At 72.0% G+C, this 18356-nt stretch carries 12 protein-coding genes; 5 read left to right on the plus strand and 7 right to left on the minus strand.

Annotation, left to right across the window (positions count from 1 at the left end):
* Positions 1-44: 44 nt before the first annotated feature.
* From AB0M80_RS19510 to AB0M80_RS19525, 4 genes are all read right to left on the minus strand, one after another.
* Positions 45-455: a cysteine/serine endopeptidase inhibitor gene (locus AB0M80_RS19510; RefSeq protein WP_364566377.1), complete on the minus strand. Its 411-nt coding sequence runs from the start codon at positions 453-455 to the stop codon at positions 45-47.
* 311 nt (positions 456-766) lie between these two features.
* Positions 767-1591: a carbohydrate ABC transporter permease gene (locus tag AB0M80_RS19515; RefSeq protein ID WP_364566380.1), complete on the minus strand. Its 825-nt coding sequence runs from the start codon at positions 1589-1591 to the stop codon at positions 767-769.
* Positions 1588-2529: a sugar ABC transporter permease gene (locus tag AB0M80_RS19520; protein ID WP_364566383.1), complete on the minus strand. Its 942-nt coding sequence runs from the start codon at positions 2527-2529 to the stop codon at positions 1588-1590. The genes AB0M80_RS19515 and AB0M80_RS19520 overlap by 4 nt, the downstream gene beginning before the upstream one ends.
* Before the next feature lie 5 nt (positions 2530-2534).
* A complete protein-coding gene (locus AB0M80_RS19525) occupies positions 2535-3896 on the minus strand; it encodes an extracellular solute-binding protein (RefSeq protein ID WP_364566386.1) in 1362 nt (453 codons plus the stop codon).
* Positions 3897-4048: 152 nt separating this feature from the next.
* Between AB0M80_RS19525 and AB0M80_RS19530 the strand changes: the two genes are divergently transcribed.
* The 3 genes from AB0M80_RS19530 (at position 4049) to AB0M80_RS19540 (ending at position 7788) form a co-directional block, all read left to right on the plus strand.
* Positions 4049-5107 carry a LacI family DNA-binding transcriptional regulator gene (locus AB0M80_RS19530; RefSeq protein WP_364566388.1) on the plus strand — a complete coding sequence of 353 codons (1059 nt, stop codon included), beginning with the start codon at positions 4049-4051 and terminating at the stop codon, positions 5105-5107.
* Between the two features lie 21 nt (positions 5108-5128).
* Positions 5129-6046: a glycosyl hydrolase family 32 gene (locus tag AB0M80_RS19535; protein WP_364566390.1), complete on the plus strand. Its 918-nt coding sequence runs from the start codon at positions 5129-5131 to the stop codon at positions 6044-6046.
* Between the two features lie 128 nt (positions 6047-6174).
* Entirely contained in the window at positions 6175-7788 is a 1614-nt protein-coding gene (locus AB0M80_RS19540; protein WP_364566393.1) for a long-chain fatty acid--CoA ligase, read from the plus strand.
* A gap of 21 nt (positions 7789-7809) precedes the next feature.
* On the opposite strand, the gene AB0M80_RS19545 is transcribed toward AB0M80_RS19540, so the two are convergent.
* Entirely contained in the window at positions 7810-9549 is a 1740-nt protein-coding gene (locus AB0M80_RS19545; protein ID WP_364566396.1) for a GAF domain-containing protein, read from the minus strand.
* A 145-nt stretch (positions 9550-9694) separates the two neighbouring features.
* Between AB0M80_RS19545 and AB0M80_RS19550 the strand changes: the two genes are divergently transcribed.
* Positions 9695-11110, plus strand: a complete 1416-nt coding sequence (locus tag AB0M80_RS19550; RefSeq protein ID WP_364566399.1) for an MFS transporter — start codon at positions 9695-9697, stop codon at positions 11108-11110.
* On the plus strand, positions 11107-12717 hold the full coding sequence (locus AB0M80_RS19555; RefSeq protein WP_364566401.1) for a tannase/feruloyl esterase family alpha/beta hydrolase: 1611 nt from the start codon (positions 11107-11109) through the stop codon (positions 12715-12717). Before AB0M80_RS19550 ends, AB0M80_RS19555 begins: the two co-directional genes overlap by 4 nt.
* A gap of 9 nt (positions 12718-12726) precedes the next feature.
* Here the strand turns inward: AB0M80_RS19555 and AB0M80_RS19560 are convergent, their stop codons facing one another.
* On the minus strand, positions 12727-16389 hold the full coding sequence (locus AB0M80_RS19560; protein ID WP_364566404.1) for a glycoside hydrolase family 3 C-terminal domain-containing protein: 3663 nt from the start codon (positions 16387-16389) through the stop codon (positions 12727-12729).
* Positions 16390-16615: 226 nt separating this feature from the next.
* Entirely contained in the window at positions 16616-18322 is a 1707-nt protein-coding gene (locus tag AB0M80_RS19565) for a phospholipid carrier-dependent glycosyltransferase (RefSeq protein WP_364566407.1), read from the minus strand.
* Between the last annotated feature and the right edge of the window lie 34 nt (positions 18323-18356).

Genomic DNA, 18356 nt, shown 5'->3' on the forward strand with positions numbered 1-18356 from the left:
GGTGCCGGCCCTCCGGCCGGGCCGCCGGAGGGCCGGCACGAGGGTCACGAGCGCACGAACGTCCAGGTCACCGGGATGTTGCCCAGGCCGGGATCCGCCAGCTGGGCGAACGCCGGTGCGGACAGGTCGATGTGCCCGCTGTCGCAGCTCGGGCACTTGTCGACGACGGGCACGGTGATGGTCCGGCCGTTGTACGAAACCCGGACGGACACGCCCCGGCACAGCGGGTCGTTGTTCGGGTTGGCCGTGGTCCAGTACGCGGCCGGGGCCGCGGCGAGCAGCTGGGTGGCGGCGTTGATCTGCGTGCCGCAGGCGCCGTAACCGGCGTCGTTGTAGTAGGTGGCGCGCCCATTGATCGGCTGGTCGAAAGGAATGTCGGCCCAGGCGGTGCCGCTCGTCAGAGGAAGCGCGACAGCGGCGGCCAGCACGGCGAGCGACTTGGTGGTCTTACGCATTCCGTCCCTTTCCCTCGTGTTCCGGACGTGCTCGTGTTCGCAACGAGTTCGGTGGTTCTCCCTTGTGGCACGCTCGAATCGGGAGTCTTCGCCGGGTGGTGCCGGCCGTTCCCGCGGTGCCCGCGCCAGATACTACTGCCCCGCGCAATACCCCGCTATGACAAAGAATTGTCCGGACAAGATGGGCCGTCAACGTTGACAACGGGGCGGAATCCGCTCAAAGCGGAATCGTGCGCCGCGGTTGTCCGGGATTGCCGAAATCGTCGCCGGAACCGCCGTTGCGCGCGGCCCGCGCGGCCCCAGGTTCGCTCTCAGCCTTTCAGGGAGCCCTGCAGCAACGCGGTCACGAACCGGCGCTGGAAGACGAGGAAGACGACCAGGGTCGGGGTCAGGATCAGCAGCGACCCCGCGCACAACAGCGGGATGTCGGTACCCCACTGCCCCTGGAACGCGCCCAGCGCGCCGGCCATCGTGCGCTGCAGGGGGTCGTCCACCAGCACGATCGCGAGCAGGAACTGGTTCCAGGTCCACAGGAAGAGCAGGATCGCCAGCGACGAGAGGGCGGGCTTCGCCAACGGGACGTGGATGCGCCAGAACAGCTGCCAGGTGGTGACCCCGTCCACCCGCGCGCTTTCGGACAGCTCGTGCGGCATGGTCGCGAAGTGGGCGCGCATCCAGTACACCGAAAACGGCATGTACAGGCCGATCAACGGCAGGATGAGCGCCCACCTGGTGTTGAGCAGGCCCAGGTCCCGCACCTGGAAGTACAGCGGCGTGATGATCCCTTCGAACGGCAAGGTCAGGCCGAGGACGAAGAGCAGGAACACCGCCCGCCCGCCGGGCATGCGCAGGTGCCCCGTGGCGAACCCGGCCATCGTGGCGATCAGCAGCGAGACGGGGACGACGCCGAGCACGATGAGCACGCTCGACTTCAGGAACTCGCCCAGCCGCGCCACTTCGAACGCCCGGGCGAAGTTGCCCCACTGCGGATCGGCCGGCCAGTCCACACCGGACGGATAGGTGCCTGCCGGGTGCAGTGCGGTGACGAAGAGGCTGACGAACGGCAGCAGGGTGGCCGCCATCAGGAGCACGAGCAGGACCCGTCCGGTCGAGCTCGCCCGGCCGGTACCGGTCACGATTCTTCCTCTCGCGAAACGCGTTGGATCGGCAGGACGAGGAGGAGGACCAGGGCCATGAGCACGACCGCGAGCGCCGAAGCCAGGCCCACCTCGCGCTGCGAGAACGCGAGGTAGTAAATCTGCAGTCCCGGCACCATCGTGGCGTTGCCCGGGCCACCCTGCGTCGAGACGTACACGATGTCGAAGCTCGCGAGGGCGGCGATCATCGTCACGGTCACGCAAACCCCGGTTTCCTGGCGCAGGCTCGGGACCGTGATCGAGAAGAACTCGCGCACCGCCCCGGCCCCGTCGATGCGGGCGGCCTCGTACAGGGCCGGGTCGATCTTGCTCATCCCGGACAGGAACAACAGGATGCACAGGCCGAGCAGGACCCAGGCGCCGATCACGCCCACCGCGGGCAGGGCGGTTGCCGAGTCGCCGAGCCAGGCCTTCGACGCGGGGCCGAAGCCGGCCGCCGAGAGCAGCTGGTTGACCACCCCGGTGGCGGACAGCAGCCACGTCCACGCGATGCCGGCCGCGACGAGGGGGATGACCTGCGGCAGGAACAGCACGGTCCGGGCGACGAGCGCGAGACGGCTCGTCGCGATGCGGCGGATCGTCGCGGCGATCACCAGCCCGAGCAGCACCGGTATCCCGCTGAAGAACAGGACCAGCTCGAACGCGTTGAGGATCGACCGGGACAGCTCCGGATCGGTGAACACCTCGGCGTAGTTGCCGAAGCCGACCCACCGGGACGCGCCGATGCCGTTCCAGTCGTAGAACGAGTACTGGACGGTGAGCACGATCGGGCGCAGCACGAACACGGCGTAGAAGAGCAGCGCCGGGGTCACGAAGAGCCAGAGGGTCCAGCCGGCGCGGCGGGTCCGGCGACGGCGCGCGGCCGGCGCACCGGGCACAGTGGACGGTCTCGCGAGGAGGTCGCTCGGCCTGGTCATCGGCGCTAGCTCCCGACCTGGTCGGTGTAGTCGCGTTGCACCGACTCGAGCAGCCCGGCCGGTGTCTGCTCGCCCGAGACCAGCTTCTGCAGCTGCGGGGTCCAGCTCTTGGCGTAGATCGCCCCGGTGGCGTTGGCGATGAAGTCCATCGCGGTCCCGCCCTTGTCGACCTGGGTGGCCGCCTCCAGCGTGCCCGCGGTCACCGTGCCCGCTGCCACCGGCGGCAGCGGCGCGGCCGCGGGCCCCATCGGGTGGGAGCCGCCGGTCCGGACGGCGACTTCCCGCGCCTTCGGGTCGGTGGCCACCCAGTCGAGGAAGACCGCCGCGCAGTCGGCGTGCGCCGCCTTGGCGCTGATGCCGACCGTGAGGGGCGCCGACATGGCCGCGGGCTTGGCGCCCGCCTGCGCCGGCGGCATCGGGAAGAAGCCGGCGTTGCCCGCCATCTGCTTGTCGAGGTTGGCCGATTCCCAGTCGCCGTTGAAGCTGAACAGTCCTTGGCCGGCGACGAACCGGCTCACCATCTGCGCGTAGTCGACGGCGTTGACGTCCGGCGCGAAGTAGCCGGCCTCGATCCACCGGTCCAGGTGCTGCGCGGCCTCGCGGTTGGCCGGTGTGTCGATCGTGGCGCCGGGCTTCTGGTAGATCCAGTCGTTGATCGGGGCGGGACTGCCGACCGAGGCCATGAGGTCCTGCAACGGGAACGCCAGCCCGCCGGTGGCGCCGCCGTTGAACTGCTGGATCGGCTGGATGCCGGCGCTCTTCGCCTTCGCCATCGCCTCGTCGAGCTGCGCGAGCGTGGCCGGCGGCGTCGTCATCCCGATCCGGGCGGCGAGCTGCTTGTTGTAGAAGACGCCCGTCATGCTGAAGTTCAGGCCCATCGCGTAGAGGGAGCCTTCGCCGCGCGGCCGTCCGCCGGGGCCCATGCGCAGCTGCGCGAGCTGACCGGGTGGCCACTTGTCCCAGCCGAACCACCGCGCGTACCCGTCGAGGTTCTTCAGGAGCCCGTCCTTGACCAGTTCGGACAGCTGCGGGAGGCGCATCAGGTCCGGCGGGTCGTCGGCGAGGACCCGGGGAGCGTTCTGGGTGATCACCGCGAACTGGTCCTCGCGGACGTCCCACTTGACGTTCGGGTGCTGCTTCGTGAACTCGTCGGTGAGGGCCTTGGCCATCGGAAAGCCGGTTTCGAAGTAGCCGCGGAGGGTCACCGGCGCACTTCCGCAGGTCGGCGCCGAGGTGACGGCCGCGGCCGTGGTGCTCCCGGGCCCGGCGTCGCCGCCCGGCCCCGAGCAGGCCACGGCCAGTGCGCCGGCCAGCGTGAGGGTCAGGAGCGGGCCGATGGGACGGCTGGTGCGTGTTCGACGGGACAACGTCGTCTCCTCCGTCGCGGGTGGATTCGCCGGTCGAGCAGGGCTCTGTCCTTGCTGAACCATCCTTGCTAAACCGCGTTAGCATTGGATAGTCTCGGCATCGGACAAGCCGGTGTCAAGGTGGGCGCCGCGGGAAGGCGGGGGGTGCGACGGTGAGCCCACGACGGGTCACGCTGGCCGATGTCGCCGCGGCGGCGGGGGTCTCGCGCAGTACCGCGTCCCTGGTGTTGTCGGGACGGGGCTCGGAGCTGCGGATTTCCGGTGCGGTCCAGGAACGCATCAAGGCGGCCGCGCAGGAGATGGGGTACCGGCCGAACATCGTCTCCGCCGGGCTGCGGACCGGGCGCACGCTCACCATCGGCTTCGTCTCCGACACGGTCGCCACCACCCGGCTGGCCGGCGACATGATCAAAGGGGCGATCGAAGCGGCCCGCGACCGTGGTGTGCTCCTGTTCATCGGTGAGTCCGAAGGGGACAGCAAGCTCGAACACGCGTTGCTGCAAGGCATGCACGACCGCCAGGTCGACGGGATCATCTTCGCGTCGATGTACACGCGGCGGATCTCGGTCCCGGAGACCCTGCTGGCGACGTCCGCGGTGCTCCTCAACGCCGTGCCGAAGACGCCTTCGCCGCTGCCGGTGGTGGTGCCGGACGAGACCGAGGCCGGTCGTGCGGCCGCACGGGTGCTGCTGGAAGCGGGGCACCGCGAGGGCATCCACGTGATCGGCGCCGGCCCGGGTGTGCGGAACGTGCCGCGGGACAGCGTCGCCGCGGTGGAACGGCTCGTCGGCATCCGCGAGGTCTGCACCGCTGCCGGAGTCGAACTCGCGGGTGGCACCCTGTGCGCCGACTGGCAGCCCGAAGAGGGGTTCGCCGCGACGCGGAACCTGCTCGCCCGGGCCCGCCCGCGCGCGCTCATCTGCCTCAACGACCGGCTCGCGTTCGGTGCCTACCAGGCCTTGGACGACGCCTCGCTGAGCGTTCCGGACGACGTCTCGGTGGTCTCCTTCGACGATCACCCACTCGCTTCGTGGATCCGGCCCAAGCTCACCACGGTGGCCCTGCCGCACTACGAGCTCGGGCGCCGGGCGGTCGACGCGCTCTTCGCCGAAATCAACGGCGAGCACAGCGGAACCCCCGGCGGCAAACCGGTCCACCGCATCCCGATGCCGCTGCGCACCCGGTCCTCGGTCGCCCGGCCGCGGTGCTGAACCCACCCCCGGAGGCCCACGATGTTGCGCCTGCCCGATCACTGGGTGTGGGACAGCTGGTACACGACGGACGACGACGGCCGGCACCACGTCTTCTTCCTGCGCGCCTCGCGGGCGTTGCTCGACCCCGAGCGGCGTCACCGGCGCGCGTCGATCGGCCACGCCGTCTCGGCCGATCTGCGCAACTGGCAGCTCGTCGCCGACGCTCTCGTGCCCGCCGACGCGCCGGCGTGGGACGACCTCGCGACCTGGACCGGTTCCGTCGTCCGGGGCGCGGACGGGCGCTGGTACCTGTTCTACACGGGCGTTCGCGGCGACGGCGGCCACGCGGTGCAGCGGATCGGCCTCGCGATCTCGGACGACCTGTACACGTGGCACCGCTTCGGGGCGAAGCCGCTGGTCGAGCCCGATCCCACCTGGTACGCGCACGGCGATCGCACCGATTGGGCCGGCGAAGCCTGGCGTGACCCGTGGGTGTTCCAGGCCCCCGACGGCTGGCACATGCTCGTCACCGCCCACGCGAAGGACGGCGACCCGCTGAACCGGGGAGTCCTCGGCCACGCCCGCTCGGCCGACCTGCTGAGCTGGGCGGTCGGACCACCGCTCACCCGGCCCGGCGGTTTCGGGCACCTCGAAGTTCCGCAGGTCGCCGTCGTCGACGGGCAGCCGCTGCTGCTGTTCAGCAGCAACCTCGGCGTCCGGGCGCCGCGGGAGTCGGTGTGGGTGGTGCCCGGCCCGGCGGTGACCGGCCCGTGGGACGTGTCCCTCGCCCGGCCCGTCCCCGGCTTCCCGCGGTACGCGCCCCGCCTGGTCCGCGACGCCGCAGACCGGTGGAACCTCATCGGCTTCGTCTCCGGGCGAGACGGCGGGTTCGCCGGCGAGCTGGCCGATCCGGTCGTCGTCCGCTACACCGCCGACGGCGGGCTCCGGACGAGCTGACGGCCCTGCGACGTGGAGATGATCGCCACCGGCGCGGGTGGAGGAGTGGGCGGTTCTGACCTCTCTTCCGGCCATGACCGCTCTTAAAGTTCGCGGCGAGAAGACCGCTGCCGACCGAAAGAGACGCCATGGACGGGCTGATGCAGCCACGGCCGCTCACCATCGCGCACATCCTGGAGCGGGCCGAGCGGCTCTACGCGCACAAGGACGTCGTCACGGCGGGCGCCGAACGGCTGACCTACGCCGAGGTGGCCCGCGGGACCCGGCGCCTCGCCACCGCACTGGACGACCTCGGCGTCCCGGCCGGGGCCCGGGTGGCGACCTTCGCGAGCAACCACCGGCGCCACCTCGAGCTCTACCTGGGGTTGCCGGCCACCAAACGGGTGCTGCACCCGATCAACATCCGGCTGCCGGCGGAGCACCTCGAGTACATCGTCGGCCACGCCGAGGACGACGTGGTGTTCGTCGATCGCGGGCTGCTGCCGCGGATCTGGCCGAGCGCCGCCCGCCTCCCGCGGGTCCGGCACTGGGTGGTGCTGCCCGACGGCAGCGACGCGGCGATCCCGGCGGACCCCCGCGTCCTGGACTACGACGAGCTGGTGGCGGGGGCCGCGCCCTTCACGGGCTCGTTCGAGGACACCTTCGCCCTCGCGGACGAGCACCTCGCCTCCGGGCTGTGCTACACCTCGGGGACGACCGGACCGCCCAAAGGCGTGCTCTACAGCCACCGGTCGACGGTCCTGCACTGCCTGGGAACCCTGGCCGCGGGGCTGGTCGGCCTCTGCGAAAGCGATGTGGTGCTGCCGATCGTGCCCATGTTCCACGCCAACGCCTGGGGCCTTCCCTACGGCGCGATGATGGCGGGCGCCTCCTTGGTCCTGCCCGGCCCGTCCGCGGACCCGGACCACCTGCTGCGGCTGATGGCGGCCGAACGGGTCACCGTCGCCGGCGCCGTGCCCACGGTCTGGACGAGCATGGCGCCCGGGCTGCGGGCGCACGACCTGAGCGCCACGCGGTTCCTGCTCGGCGGCGGATCGGCCGTCCCCCCGGCGCTGTCGGAGACCTACCGCGCCGCGATCGGCGTGCCCATCACGCATTCCTGGGGCATGACCGAGGTCAGCCCCGTCGGGGCCATCGGCGGCACGCGCACCCAGCACCGGGACGCCGCCGCGGCCGAACAGGTGGCCGTGCGGGCCGCGCAGGGCCAGCCCCTGCCGCTGGTGAACGTGCGGATCGTCGACGTCGAGACCGGCCGGGAGCTGCCCCGCGACGGCGACGCCGTCGGCGAGCTGCAGGTCGCCGGCCCCTGGGTGGCGGGTGGCTACTTCCGGGTGGGCGCCGACAGCAGCTTCACCGGCGACGGCTGGCTGCGCACCGGCGACCTGGCCACCATCGACGCCGACGGCTACCTGCGGCTGGTGGACCGGATGAAGGACCTGATCAAATCCGGCGGCGAGTGGATCTCTTCGGTCGAGCTCGAGGGTGCCATCGCTTCGCACCCCGGCGTCGCGGAAGCCGCGGTGATCGCCCGCCCGGACCCGCGGTGGATGGAACGCCCCGTGGCGTACGTCGTGCTGCGCGAGGGCAGCGTCACCACGGCCGGCGAGCTCTTGGCGCACATCACGCCGATGGTCGCGAAGTGGTGGCTGCCCGACGAAATCGTCTTCGTGCCCACCCTGCCCAAGACGGGCACCGGCAAGATCTCGAAGAGCGCCTTGCGCGACTCGGTGCGGATCGCCTGAACCGTCTCGGGAAGCGCCGGCTCAGGACGGGCCGGTGGCGACCGCCCGGAGCTGGTGCAGCCGGAGCCCGAGCTGCAGTTCCAGGTCGTTCTCGTGGCGCCAGTCGAACCCGAGGACGGTGCCGACCCGGTCCAGCCGCTTGAGCAGCGTGTTGACGTGCAGGTGCAACGCGCGGGCGGTCGCCGCGACGTTGGCGCGGTGGACGTAGTAGGCGCTCAGGGTGCCGACGAGATCGGTGCCCCGCCGCCGGTCGTACTCGAGGAGCGAGCCGATCGAGCCGGCGAGGAACCGGTCGAGCTCGCCGGCCCGCTCGGGGTCGAAGACCATGGCGTACAGGGCATACCGGCGCGTGGTGGCGCCCGCGTCGGTGTGCCCGAGCGCCCGCATGACGGCGCCGCAGCGACCGGCCAGGGCGTGGGCCCGTGCCCAGTCGTGGCCGCTCGCCCGTTCCCCGACGACGATGACGGGACCGCCCAGCGTGCGCCGCAGTCCGGTGTGGACCTTCGCGACGGTCCGCTCGTCGTCGGTGCTGGGCAGGATCATCGTGGCCCGGCCCAGGTGTTCGCCGGCCAGCCCGGCGCGCTCCCGGGCGATGTCGTGCAGGTGACGCGCCAGATCGGCCGGCGCCACGGCGGGGGAGTCCGCGACCACGACCAGCTCCAGGCGGTCGGCGTCGATGTTGCGCGCGCGGGTGCGGGCGCGCTGGGCCGGGCCGATCCCGGGACTGCCGACCATGAGCTCGGTCAGCAGCTCTCCGCTCAGCCGCTCGCCGGCCTCGGCCACGGCCCGTTCCTTGAGGATGAGCAACCCGAGGATGTGGGTGGCGCGCTCGAGGGTCCGCAGGTCCGTGTCGTCGCCGGCGCCCGCCGGCCGGCTCCACACCAGCGCGCCGAGGTAGCTGTCGCCCGCCTGGACGGCCGCCACGCTGTGGTCCGTTCCGACGGCGCCGGAGGAGGTCGTGCAGCGGCCCGTGCGGCGGGCGTCCTCGACCGCCTCGGCCAGGTCCGTCCCGAGTGGACCGCGGCACGGGTTCGCCGCCGAATCCCGGTGCACCGGACCGGCGCCGGTCCGGTCGAGGAGCGTGACGCTGCCGCCCAGCTGATCGGCGAGGTGCTGCGCGACGTCGCCCGGGGTTCCGCCGCCCAGCACGACGCCGGTCAGAGCTTCGTGGATCGCCTGCGCCCGCTCGATCTTCCGGTACGCGACCCGCAGCTCCCGCAAGGCGGTCCGGCTCGCCTCGTAGAGACGGGCGTTGTCGAGGGCGACCGCGGCGTGGTCGGCGAACGCGTTCAGCAGCGCGATCTCCTCGGCCTGGAAGGACCGTTCGGCGCGGTCTGCGGCGAACAGGGCGCCCACCGCTTCGCCGCGGATGACCAGCGGGACACCGAGCAGCGCGACCAGTTCCTCGGTGACGACCAGCCGGTCGAAGTTCGGATCGTGCTGGATGAGCGTCGAGGTGGCGTAGTCGCGCACCCAGTGCGGGCTCTTGGAGGCCAGCACCTTGCCCCCGAGCCCCACCGTGGCCGGGATGGCGGCCGCGAGGAACTCGGCGGAGATCGTGCCCTCCGACGCGCGGGCCGACAGCCTGCCGTCCGCGCCGACCAGCGAGAGGTAGGTGAAGTCCGTGCCGATCAGGTCGTGGGCGTGGTGGACGATCGACTGCAGGACCTGATCGAGCTCGCCCAGGGCGGTGAGCGACTTGACGGTCGCGTACAACGACGCGAGTTCACGCCGCCGGCGCGGCTCCGCCTCACTGGTCACAGCGCCGTCCTCCTCGGCATCGGGTGGGCGAAAGACCCACTGTCCCGGCGGGAGGAGTGGGTGGTCCACACCTCAGAAAGCAGCGTAACGGCGCCTTAACATCACCGCCATCACGTGCCTGAGCTCCTCGACGAAGGCGGCATCCATGGCCATCCCGCTCACCCCACCCGAAGGGCAGTCCGGCGCCGGGTTGTCCACGACCCGGCGCCGGGCCTTCCGCAAGCTGCTCGCGGCGGGGCTCGTCGGCAGCTCGATCGAGTGGTACGACTTCTTCCTCTACGGCACCGCGGCCGCGCTGGTGTTCCCCAAGGTGTTCTTCCCGCACGCCTCGGCGCTGACCGGGACGCTCCTGGCCTTCAGCACGTTCTGGGCCGGTTTCGTGGCGCGGCCGATCGGCGGGGTGCTCGCCGGGCACCTCGGGGACAAGTACGGGCGCAAACCGGTGGTCGTCGCCTGCCTGGCGCTGATGGGCGCCGCGACCTTCCTGATCGGCTGCCTGCCCGGCGCGGCGTCCGTCGGGGCACTGGCCCCGACGCTGCTGGTCATCCTGCGCTTCGTCCAGGGCCTCGCGGCCGGCGGGCAGTGGGGCGGCATCGTCCTGCTGCTGACCGAGTCGGCCAGTCCCAAGCGACGCGGGTTCGCCGGGACCTTCGGGCAGACCAGCGTGCCCGTGGCCGTGGTCCTGTCCAACCTGATCTTCGTGGCGGCCAGCGGCCTGATGCCGGACGCCGCGTTCCTGAGCTGGGGCTGGCGCATCCCGTTCCTGCTCAGCGTCGTGATGTTCGGGGTGGTGCTCTACATCCAGGCCAAGGTGGAGGACACCCCGGAGTTCCGGCGCCTGCAAGAAGAGGTGGCGCACCACGACGGCCCGGTCGTCCGGGCGCCGCTCGCGCAGGTCCTGCGCAGCAAGTGGGGAACCATCCTGCTCGGCTGCGGGCTGCTGTCCGCCACCAACAGCCTGTTCTACGTCAGCATTTCCGGGCTGCTGAGCTACGGCACGGGCACGCTCAAGCTCCAGCGCGACGGGCTGCTCGCGGTCGTGCTGATCAGTTCCGTGGCGATGCTCGTGGCCATCCCCTGGTCCGGGTACCTCTCGGACAAGGTGGGCCGCCGTCCGCTGATCCTGATCGGCGGCCTGGGGGTCGCCCTCTGGGCGTTCCCGTACTTCGGGCTCGTCGACACCGCTTCGCTGCCGCTGATCTTCGTTGCGGTGACGGTGGGTTTCGCGTTCCAGTGCCTCACCTACGGCCCGATCGCGAGCTTCCTCGGCGAGCTCTTCGCCCCCGCCGTCCGCTACTCGGGCGCGTCGCTGGCCTACCAGCTGTCCGCGATCATCGTCAGCGGGGGCACGCCGTTCCTGATGACCGCGTTGATCGCGAAGACCGGGAGCACCCTGCCGGTGGCCGCCTACATCGCGGTGATGGGGCTGATCACCTTCGTCAGCGCGTGGTTCCTGCCCGAGACGAACCCCGCCGGAGTCCGGGCCGATCCGGACGCCGTCCCGGGTGCGCACCTCCACCGCCTGAGCGTCCCGCGAAATCAGGAGAAGAGGCCGGTATGAGGAGAACACGTCGGCTCGCCGTGTCGGCGGCCTTGGTGCTGGCGGCGAGCGTGCCCGGACCCGCCGCCGCGGCGACCCCGGGTTGCGCCGGGCTGGCCGGCCTGCGGATCCCCGCGTCGGTGATGAGCCTGCCGACCACCGGGGGCCGCGTGACGTCGGCTTCGGTCGTGTCCGGTCCCGGCGGTGGCGAGTACTGCCAGGCCGACGCCGACCTCTTCCCCGTCGACCCGGCCGCGCCCGCCATCAAGCTGCGCGTCGCGCTGCCCCGCGCCTGGAACCACCGGGCGATGATGTTCGGCGGCGGCGGGTACGACGGCACCATCCCCGACCTGACGGCGAACGTGCCGTTCGGCCCCGCCGACCGGCCGGTGCCGCTGGCCCGGGGGTACGCGACGTTCGCGAGCGACTCCGGCCACCGGCAGAACCCGGCGTCCCCGCCGTCGCTGGACGGGTCGTTCGGCGTGAACGACGAGGCTCTGACGAACTTCGCCGCCGGTGACGCGCTCAAGAAGACCCGGGACGCGAGCCTGTTCGTCATCCGGCACGCCTACGGGATGCAGCCCGCCGAAGTGTTCTTCGCGGGCGGCTCGACCGGCGGCCGCGAGGCACTCGTCGTCGCCCAGCGGTGGCCGGCCGCGTTCGACGGCGTGATTTCCGCCTACCCGGCTTGGAACAACCTCGCCGAGATCCTCGATTTGGGCTACCTGGCGCAAGTCCTGTCGCGCCCGGGCGCTTTTCCCGGGCCCGCGAAGCAGACGCTCCTTTACGACAGCGTCGTCAGCGCGTGTGACGGTCGGGACGGGGTCGAGGACAAGGTCGTCTCGAACCCGGGCGGCTGCCGCTTCGATCCGCGGGTGCTCCGCTGCCCGGGAGGGGCCGATACCGGTCCGGCCTGCCTGTCGGATGCGCAGATCGGCGCCGTGATCGCGATGTCTTCCCCGTTCGAGTGGCCGTACCGGATCGCCGGCGGCGAAACCGGCTACCCGGGTTTCCCGTTCCTTTCGGGGGCGGACCTGCGGACCCCGTTCCTCGGGTTCGGCACCACCGCGCCGGCCGACCCGATGCCGGTGACGAGCGGCTACGGCATGCAGTACTGGGACCAGTGGGTCAAGTACTTCCTGACCCGGGATCCGCGGCACGACGCCCTGGACGTCGACCCGCGCCACCCCGGCCCGTGGCTCGGCCGGATCAGTGCCCTGTCCACGGTCCAGGACCGCAACGACGCGGACCTGCGCCCGTTCGCCCGGGCCGGCGGGAAGCTGATCCTGCTCCACGGCGCCGCGGACGAACTGGTTTCCCCGTACTCGACGAGCGACTACTACGAGCGGGTGCGTGCCGTGGCAGGCCCCCGGGCCACCGAGGCGTTCCTGCGGTACTACGTCGTGCCCGGGGCGAACCACGCCAACTTCGGCACCCCGGCGTTCGCGGCCGGCTGGGACTCCCTTTCGGCGCTGGAGCGCTGGGTGGACACGGGACGGCCGCCGGTGGGCCAGGTCGTGACCGACCTGACCCACCACCGCACCCGGCCGCTCTGCGAATATCCGGCGTGGCCCCGGTACCACGCCGGTGATCCGGACAGCGCCGCGAGTTTCGGCTGCGGCCGCTGACCCCGCGCCTCAGCCGATGGCGACGGTGAAGATGTGCATCGCCGCCGTGCCCATGTTCGCCCCGTCGCTGACGTCCGGCAGCGTCAGGTACTGCACGGTTTTGCCCGGCTGGAGCGGGATCGGGGCGTAGTACAGGCTCACCGGCTGGTTCAGCCGTCCGCTGCTGTTGTTGAGGTACGGGAGCGTGGTGAGGATGTCGCCGCCGGTCGCCGCATTGGCCCACCAGTCCGCGAAGCTGACGGAGTGGGACTCGGTGGTGCCGTCGGTGTAGGTCACCGTCGCGGTTCCGCTCGGGCTGCCGTAGTCGCCGGCGCCGATCAGGCCGAGGGTGTGACCGGAGCCGGAGAGCGCGATGGTCTGCCCGCCGGCCACGCCCCCGGCGACCACGTTGTCCGGGCTCCCGGGCTGGGCGTCCGGCCAGGTGAACGTCAACCCGTCGTGGGTGAAGGTCGCTCCCGGCGTGAGGCTGGGCGTCGCGGCGGCCAGTGCCTGTGCGGAGAAGCTGGCGTTGCCGCCGTCGAAGTTGCCGGCGCCGGGGGTGGCGTCGTCGCTGATGCCCACGTTGTTGTACGCCGCGGGCAACGACGGGTACGGCGGGTGCGGCAGCAGCACGGTGGTCGCGTCCACCGAGGTGCCCCGCCCGTTGACGGAGGTGAACGTGGCCTGCGCCGATACGTCGAACTTGCCGGGTTGAGCCGAGGCCGGCACGCCGACCTCCCAGGTGGTGCTGACGGTCTGCCCGGCGGCCACGACGGGGAAGGTGGACGGCGAAGTGGCCTTCGCGGTCCAGCCCGTGGGCACGCTGAGCGTCAGGGCCACGTCGCGCAACGGCCGGGCGCCGGCCGGGTTCGGCAGCGTGGTGGTGACGGTGTAGGTCGTGCCCGCCTTCACCTGCGCCGGTGCGCTCAGGGTGAACGGCTGCTCGACCACCACCGGCGTGGTGCCGGTGACCCCGTCGACCGTGACGCTGATCGTCGCGACGCCGGGCGCCACCATGGTCACCTTGCCGGTCCTGCTCACCTGGGCCACGCGCGGATCGCTGCTGCGGTAACCGATCCGGGCCCGCGCGAGGTCGACGAACGACTGGTCGTCGTGCACCGCCTCGACGATGTGGTCGGCGGGCACGTGCTCGGCGGCCTGGGCGGTGTCATCGGCGATCCACGGGTTCTTGCCGGTCAGGTCGAGGCTCTGGCCCGGCGCGAACACCACCTGATCGGGCTGCACGGTCACGTACCGCGTCTTCGGCTTGAGGGTTCCCGTGACGGCCACCGTGGCGGTGCCGGCGAGGTGGCCGGCGTCGGCGCCCACGCCGAACCGGTAAGCGCCGTTGTACACCACTTCGCGGCGCTTGCCCTGGTCCCAGAGCGCCAGCTCGCTGATCCGGACCGGGATGGCCACGTGCTGGGTCCGGCCGGGGGCCAGCACGTCCGTTTTCTTGAAGCCGGCCAAGCGCCGGCGCGGCAGTTCGACGCCGGGCACGCCGAACGCCGTGGCGGCGTACAGCTGGGCGACGGTGGCGCCGGGCGTGCTGCCGGTGTTGGTCACGTCCACGTGCACGGTCACCTGCCCGTTGGCGTCGACGGCCCGGGTGTCGGCGTGGACGTGCGAGTAGGCGAACCGGGTGTAGGAAAGGCCGTAGCCGAACGGATAAGCCGGCGTGCCGGTGAAGTACTGGTAGGTGCGGCCGATGCCCCCGGTCTGGGACGGCGTCAGGCCGTAGTTCTTCATGTCGGGCAACTGCGTGTCGTCGGCGTACCAGGTGAAGTTCAGGTGCCCGCTGGGGTTCTGCTTGCCGAACAGCACGTCGGCCAGCGCGGTGCCCTGGCTCTCCCCGTTGTACGCGCTGTACACGATGCCCGGGAAACCCTCCTTGGCGTGGCCGAGGGAAACGGCGCCCGCCGCCTGGACGGCCAGCGCGGTGCGGGGGTTGCCGACCGCCTTGACCTGGTCGATCAGCGAGTCGTAGTTGCCCGGCATGGCGATGCTCGTGCGGTCCCGGCCCTCGGTGGCCACGTTGGTGTCGGTCCCGGCGAACACCACGACCAGATCGGCCGTCTTGAGGGCGCTCAGGGTTTCGGCCGAGCAGCTCGCCGCCGTGGTCGTCCCGGTGGAGGTGCCGCACGCGTCGAACGTGACCGTGGCGCCCGGATTGGCCGCCTTGACCGCGGACGTGATGCCCTGCACCGCGTTCACCTGGAGCGCGGGTTCGCCGGAGTAGCCGCCGAGGGTGACCTTGCCCGCGAGGTCGCCGACGACGACCACGGTGCCGAGCTTCGCCGGATCGGCGGGCAGCAGCGGCGCACCGGTGCCGGACACCGGGTCGTTCTTCAGCAGCACCAGCGAATTCGCGGCGACCTTCTCGGCCAGCGCCTGGTGCGCGGCGCTCTGGATCGCGTCCTTGGTGATCTTCGTGTAGGCCACCCGGTCCGGCGGGTCGAACTCGCCGGTCTGCATGCGCGTGGTGAACACGTGCACCAGTGCGTTGTCGAGCACGCCCTCGGACAGCACCCCGGCCTTGATGGCCTCCTGGATGTTGGCCACGGTGGCTTCCGAGCCGGTGCAGTTGAGCTGGGTGCCCGCGCGCAGCGCGTACGCCTGGCCGCCGGCGGCCCCGGAAACCCGTTGGCCGGTCGCGGTGTTCGTCCACTGCGTCGCCGCGCCGGCGGTGGCCGTGGTCCAGCCCGGCGGCGCCCAGTTGTGGCTGCCCGGCGCGTAGACGTCGCCGACCGCGCCGCAGTCGGACGTGGTGTAGCCGTCGAAGCCGTAGGTGCGCTGGGCCAGTGCGTTCGCCGTGTAGGTGTCGGCGGGCGCCGGCGTGCCGTTGATCGCGTTGTACGACGTCATCAGGCCGGACACGTGCGCGTCCTGGATCAGGTGCCGGAACTGCTTGGTGTAGTAGTCACGGAGGTTGGCCTCGGTGGTGTCCGAGGAGTCCGCGTGCCGGTCGTTCTCCACGTCGTTGAGCGCGTAGTGCTTGGCCGTGGCCGCGACCTTGAGGTAGGGCGTCATCGGCCGGCCGGCCGGGGTCTGCCCCTGGTAGCCGTTCACGAACGCCCCGGCCATCTTCGCGACCAGGTACGGGTCCTCGCCGAACCCCTCGTCGGTGCGGCCCCACCGCGGATCGCGGTCCAGGTTCACCGTCGGCGCCCAGTAGGTCAGGGAGCCGTAGTTGTTCTTGTCCGGGCCGATGTTGTTCTGCGTGACGCCCCACAGCGACTTGTCCAGCATGCCGCGGGCCTCGTCGGAGATCGCCGTGGTCTCCTGGTGGATCAGGTCCGGGTCCCACGACATCGTGGCGGCCAGGTTGGTCGGGAAGCTCGTGGCGTGCACGCCGCCGGTGGCCGTGCCGTCGTCGGTGTTCGCGCCCAGCGTGTTGAGCCCGTGCTGCCCCTCGCTCCAGTACGTGTACTGCTGCACGCCGAGCCGCGGAATGGCCGGCGCGCTGTTGGTGCGCAGTTGCAGCACTTTCTCGGGCAGCGTCATGCGGGCCACGAGATCGGCGGCCCGCTCGGCGAAGCTGTAGTGGGTGTCGCGGTAGACGGGCACCGCGCCCGGCTGAGCCGGGGCGGCCGCCCACGCGGACGGCACGAGCGTGGCCGCGGTCATCGACGCGGCGACCAGGGAAGCGGCGGTGAGCCGTGCCCGTCGCCGGCCGGGGGAGCGCAAGGACATCGGATCTCCGTCACAGAGAGGGGCGAGGGGCTGGTTGCTCCGGCCGTTGCCGGCCGCCGGCGCGCCGGCGGCCGTGGACCGCCGGTCCGCAGCCCGGTCCGGCACCAATCGTTCGCAGCCGATCCGGTTCTGGCAAGCCGCCGGCGGCGGGTCCGGCGTCGCCGCTGTTCGGAGCCCGGCAGCCGGTGAAACTTTCAGCGACCGGGCCGGTGCAGCGCCCGCCGGATCACGGACGGCGGAAGATCGTGACGGAGTGGCCGACCTCGTCGATCGGGGTGCTGCCGCGGACGAGCGCCGCCAGGTGGTCGTCCGCCTTGGCGAGGGCGGAATCCGATACGACGAGCAGCCCGTGCACGTCGGCCGGGGGTACGGCGAGCGGGTCGGCGGCGTCGATGCCGTAGCGGGACGGCACTCCGCTGCCCTTGTAGACCAGCCAGATCCGCTCACCCGGGTAGCGCTCCCTCAGGCGGTCGGCCAGCCGGCCCAGGTCCTGGCCCCAGTCGACGTTCGAGTCGTGCAGGCGCAGGTGGGTCTGCGCCGGGCCGCCGAACGCCTCGTTGGAGTACGGCAGGTAGTACGGGAACGTCCGCAGGGAGCTGATCGCGGCGAAGACGACCAGGGCCGCCACGGCGCCGTGCGCCCACCGCCGGCGTACGGCGACCGCCCCGGCCGCCGCGATCGCCAGGAACATCGGCACGAAGACCGCGTACCGGACGCCGAGGTCGCGGCTGCCGGTCATCGCCGCGGCCAGCAGCACGGCCGGGGGGACGAGCACGTACGGTGCCGCCGGGCGCAGGCGGGGCACCGCCACCAGCACGACGGCGCCGGCCACCCCCAGCGCCAGCAGGCCCAGCGGCGTCTTCACCAGCAGCGCGGCCGGGAGGTAGTACCACAGCGACCCGACGTGGAGCCTGCCGAACAGGAACGTGGTCCACACCTGGTCCTCCAGGCCGAACTGGAGGCGCAGCCCGTCGCGGTACGGCCGGGGCAGCGGCAGCCGGCCGGCGAGCGCGCGCAAGCCGTGGCCGGCCGGCAGCCCCGGCGGCGTCGTCCAGCGCAGCCGGGGATCCACGGCGAGGTAGCAGGCCCACACCACGGCGACCGCGATCAGCGCCACGCCGAGGGCCGCCGCCACGCCGAGCCCGAGGTGCCGGGCCGTCCGTCGCGGGCCATCGCCGGGAGTGCGGCGGGCCCGCTGCACGGACAGCACGACCAGGAGCAGCAGCACGGGGACCGCGGCCAGGGCGCTCATCTTCGTGGCCACGGCCGCGCCCAGGGCGAGTCCCGCGAGGGGGAGGTGGCGGGCGGGGCGGCGCCGGGCCCGCCACAGCAGCCAGGCCGACGTCACCAGGAACCCGGCCACCGGCACGTCGAGGGTCGCCAGCGACCCGTGCGCGATGACGTCGGGGGAGAACGCGTACAGGGCCAGTGCCACCACTCCGCCGGCCGGGCCGGCCAGTTCGCGGGCGAACGCGAAGACGACCAGCCCGAACAGGAGCGTCAGCACGATCACCGGCAGCCGGGCGAGCAGCAGCAGGAGGCCCGGGTCGTGGCCCGACTCGTAGAGCACGTGCCTGCCGAGTTGCGTCTGGTCGCCGGCGAAACCGGGGTCGAGGCGCACGTCGGCGAAGGCCGGCCCGGCCGCGATGATCAGCTTGCCGAGCGGGGGGTGCTCGGCGTTGTACCGCAGGCTGTGCTGCTCCAGGGAGAAGACCGCCGTGCCCACGTAGACGGGCTCGTCGATGGTCGGGGTCTGCTGCACGGCCGTCGTGAGCATCGCGACCGCCATCTCGGCGAGCAAGGCGACCACGGCGAGGGCGTACAGCCACCGCCGCCACGGCCCGCGCCGGTCCTCCGGGGGCGCCTCGCCCGTGCTCGGCGGCCGGCTGGTCAGGCCGGACAACCCGCTGGTCCGTCCGGGTGAAGTGGTCACGTCGGTAGACGTCCGGCCGGGACGCTGGTTCGGG

This window comes from Amycolatopsis sp. NPDC051045 (assembly GCF_040682955.1).
Lineage (GTDB): Bacteria > Actinomycetota > Actinomycetes > Mycobacteriales > Pseudonocardiaceae > Amycolatopsis.

Bases quoted from the DNA above. Each gene is read 5' to 3' on its own strand.
- AB0M80_RS19560 (WP_364566404.1), bottom strand. From the start codon at position 16,389: ATGTCCTTGCGCTCCCCCGGCCGGCGACGGGCACGGCTCACCGCCGCT.
- AB0M80_RS19540 (WP_364566393.1), top strand. From the start codon at position 6,175: ATGGACGGGCTGATGCAGCCACGGCCGCTCACCATCGCGCACATCCTG.
- AB0M80_RS19510 (WP_364566377.1), bottom strand. From the start codon at position 455: ATGCGTAAGACCACCAAGTCGCTCGCCGTGCTGGCCGCCGCTGTCGCG.
- AB0M80_RS19535 (WP_364566390.1), top strand. From the start codon at position 5,129: ATGTTGCGCCTGCCCGATCACTGGGTGTGGGACAGCTGGTACACGACG.
- AB0M80_RS19520 (WP_364566383.1), bottom strand. From the start codon at position 2,529: ATGACCAGGCCGAGCGACCTCCTCGCGAGACCGTCCACTGTGCCCGGT.
- AB0M80_RS19555 (WP_364566401.1), top strand. From the start codon at position 11,107: ATGAGGAGAACACGTCGGCTCGCCGTGTCGGCGGCCTTGGTGCTGGCG.
- AB0M80_RS19550 (WP_364566399.1), top strand. From the start codon at position 9,695: ATGGCCATCCCGCTCACCCCACCCGAAGGGCAGTCCGGCGCCGGGTTG.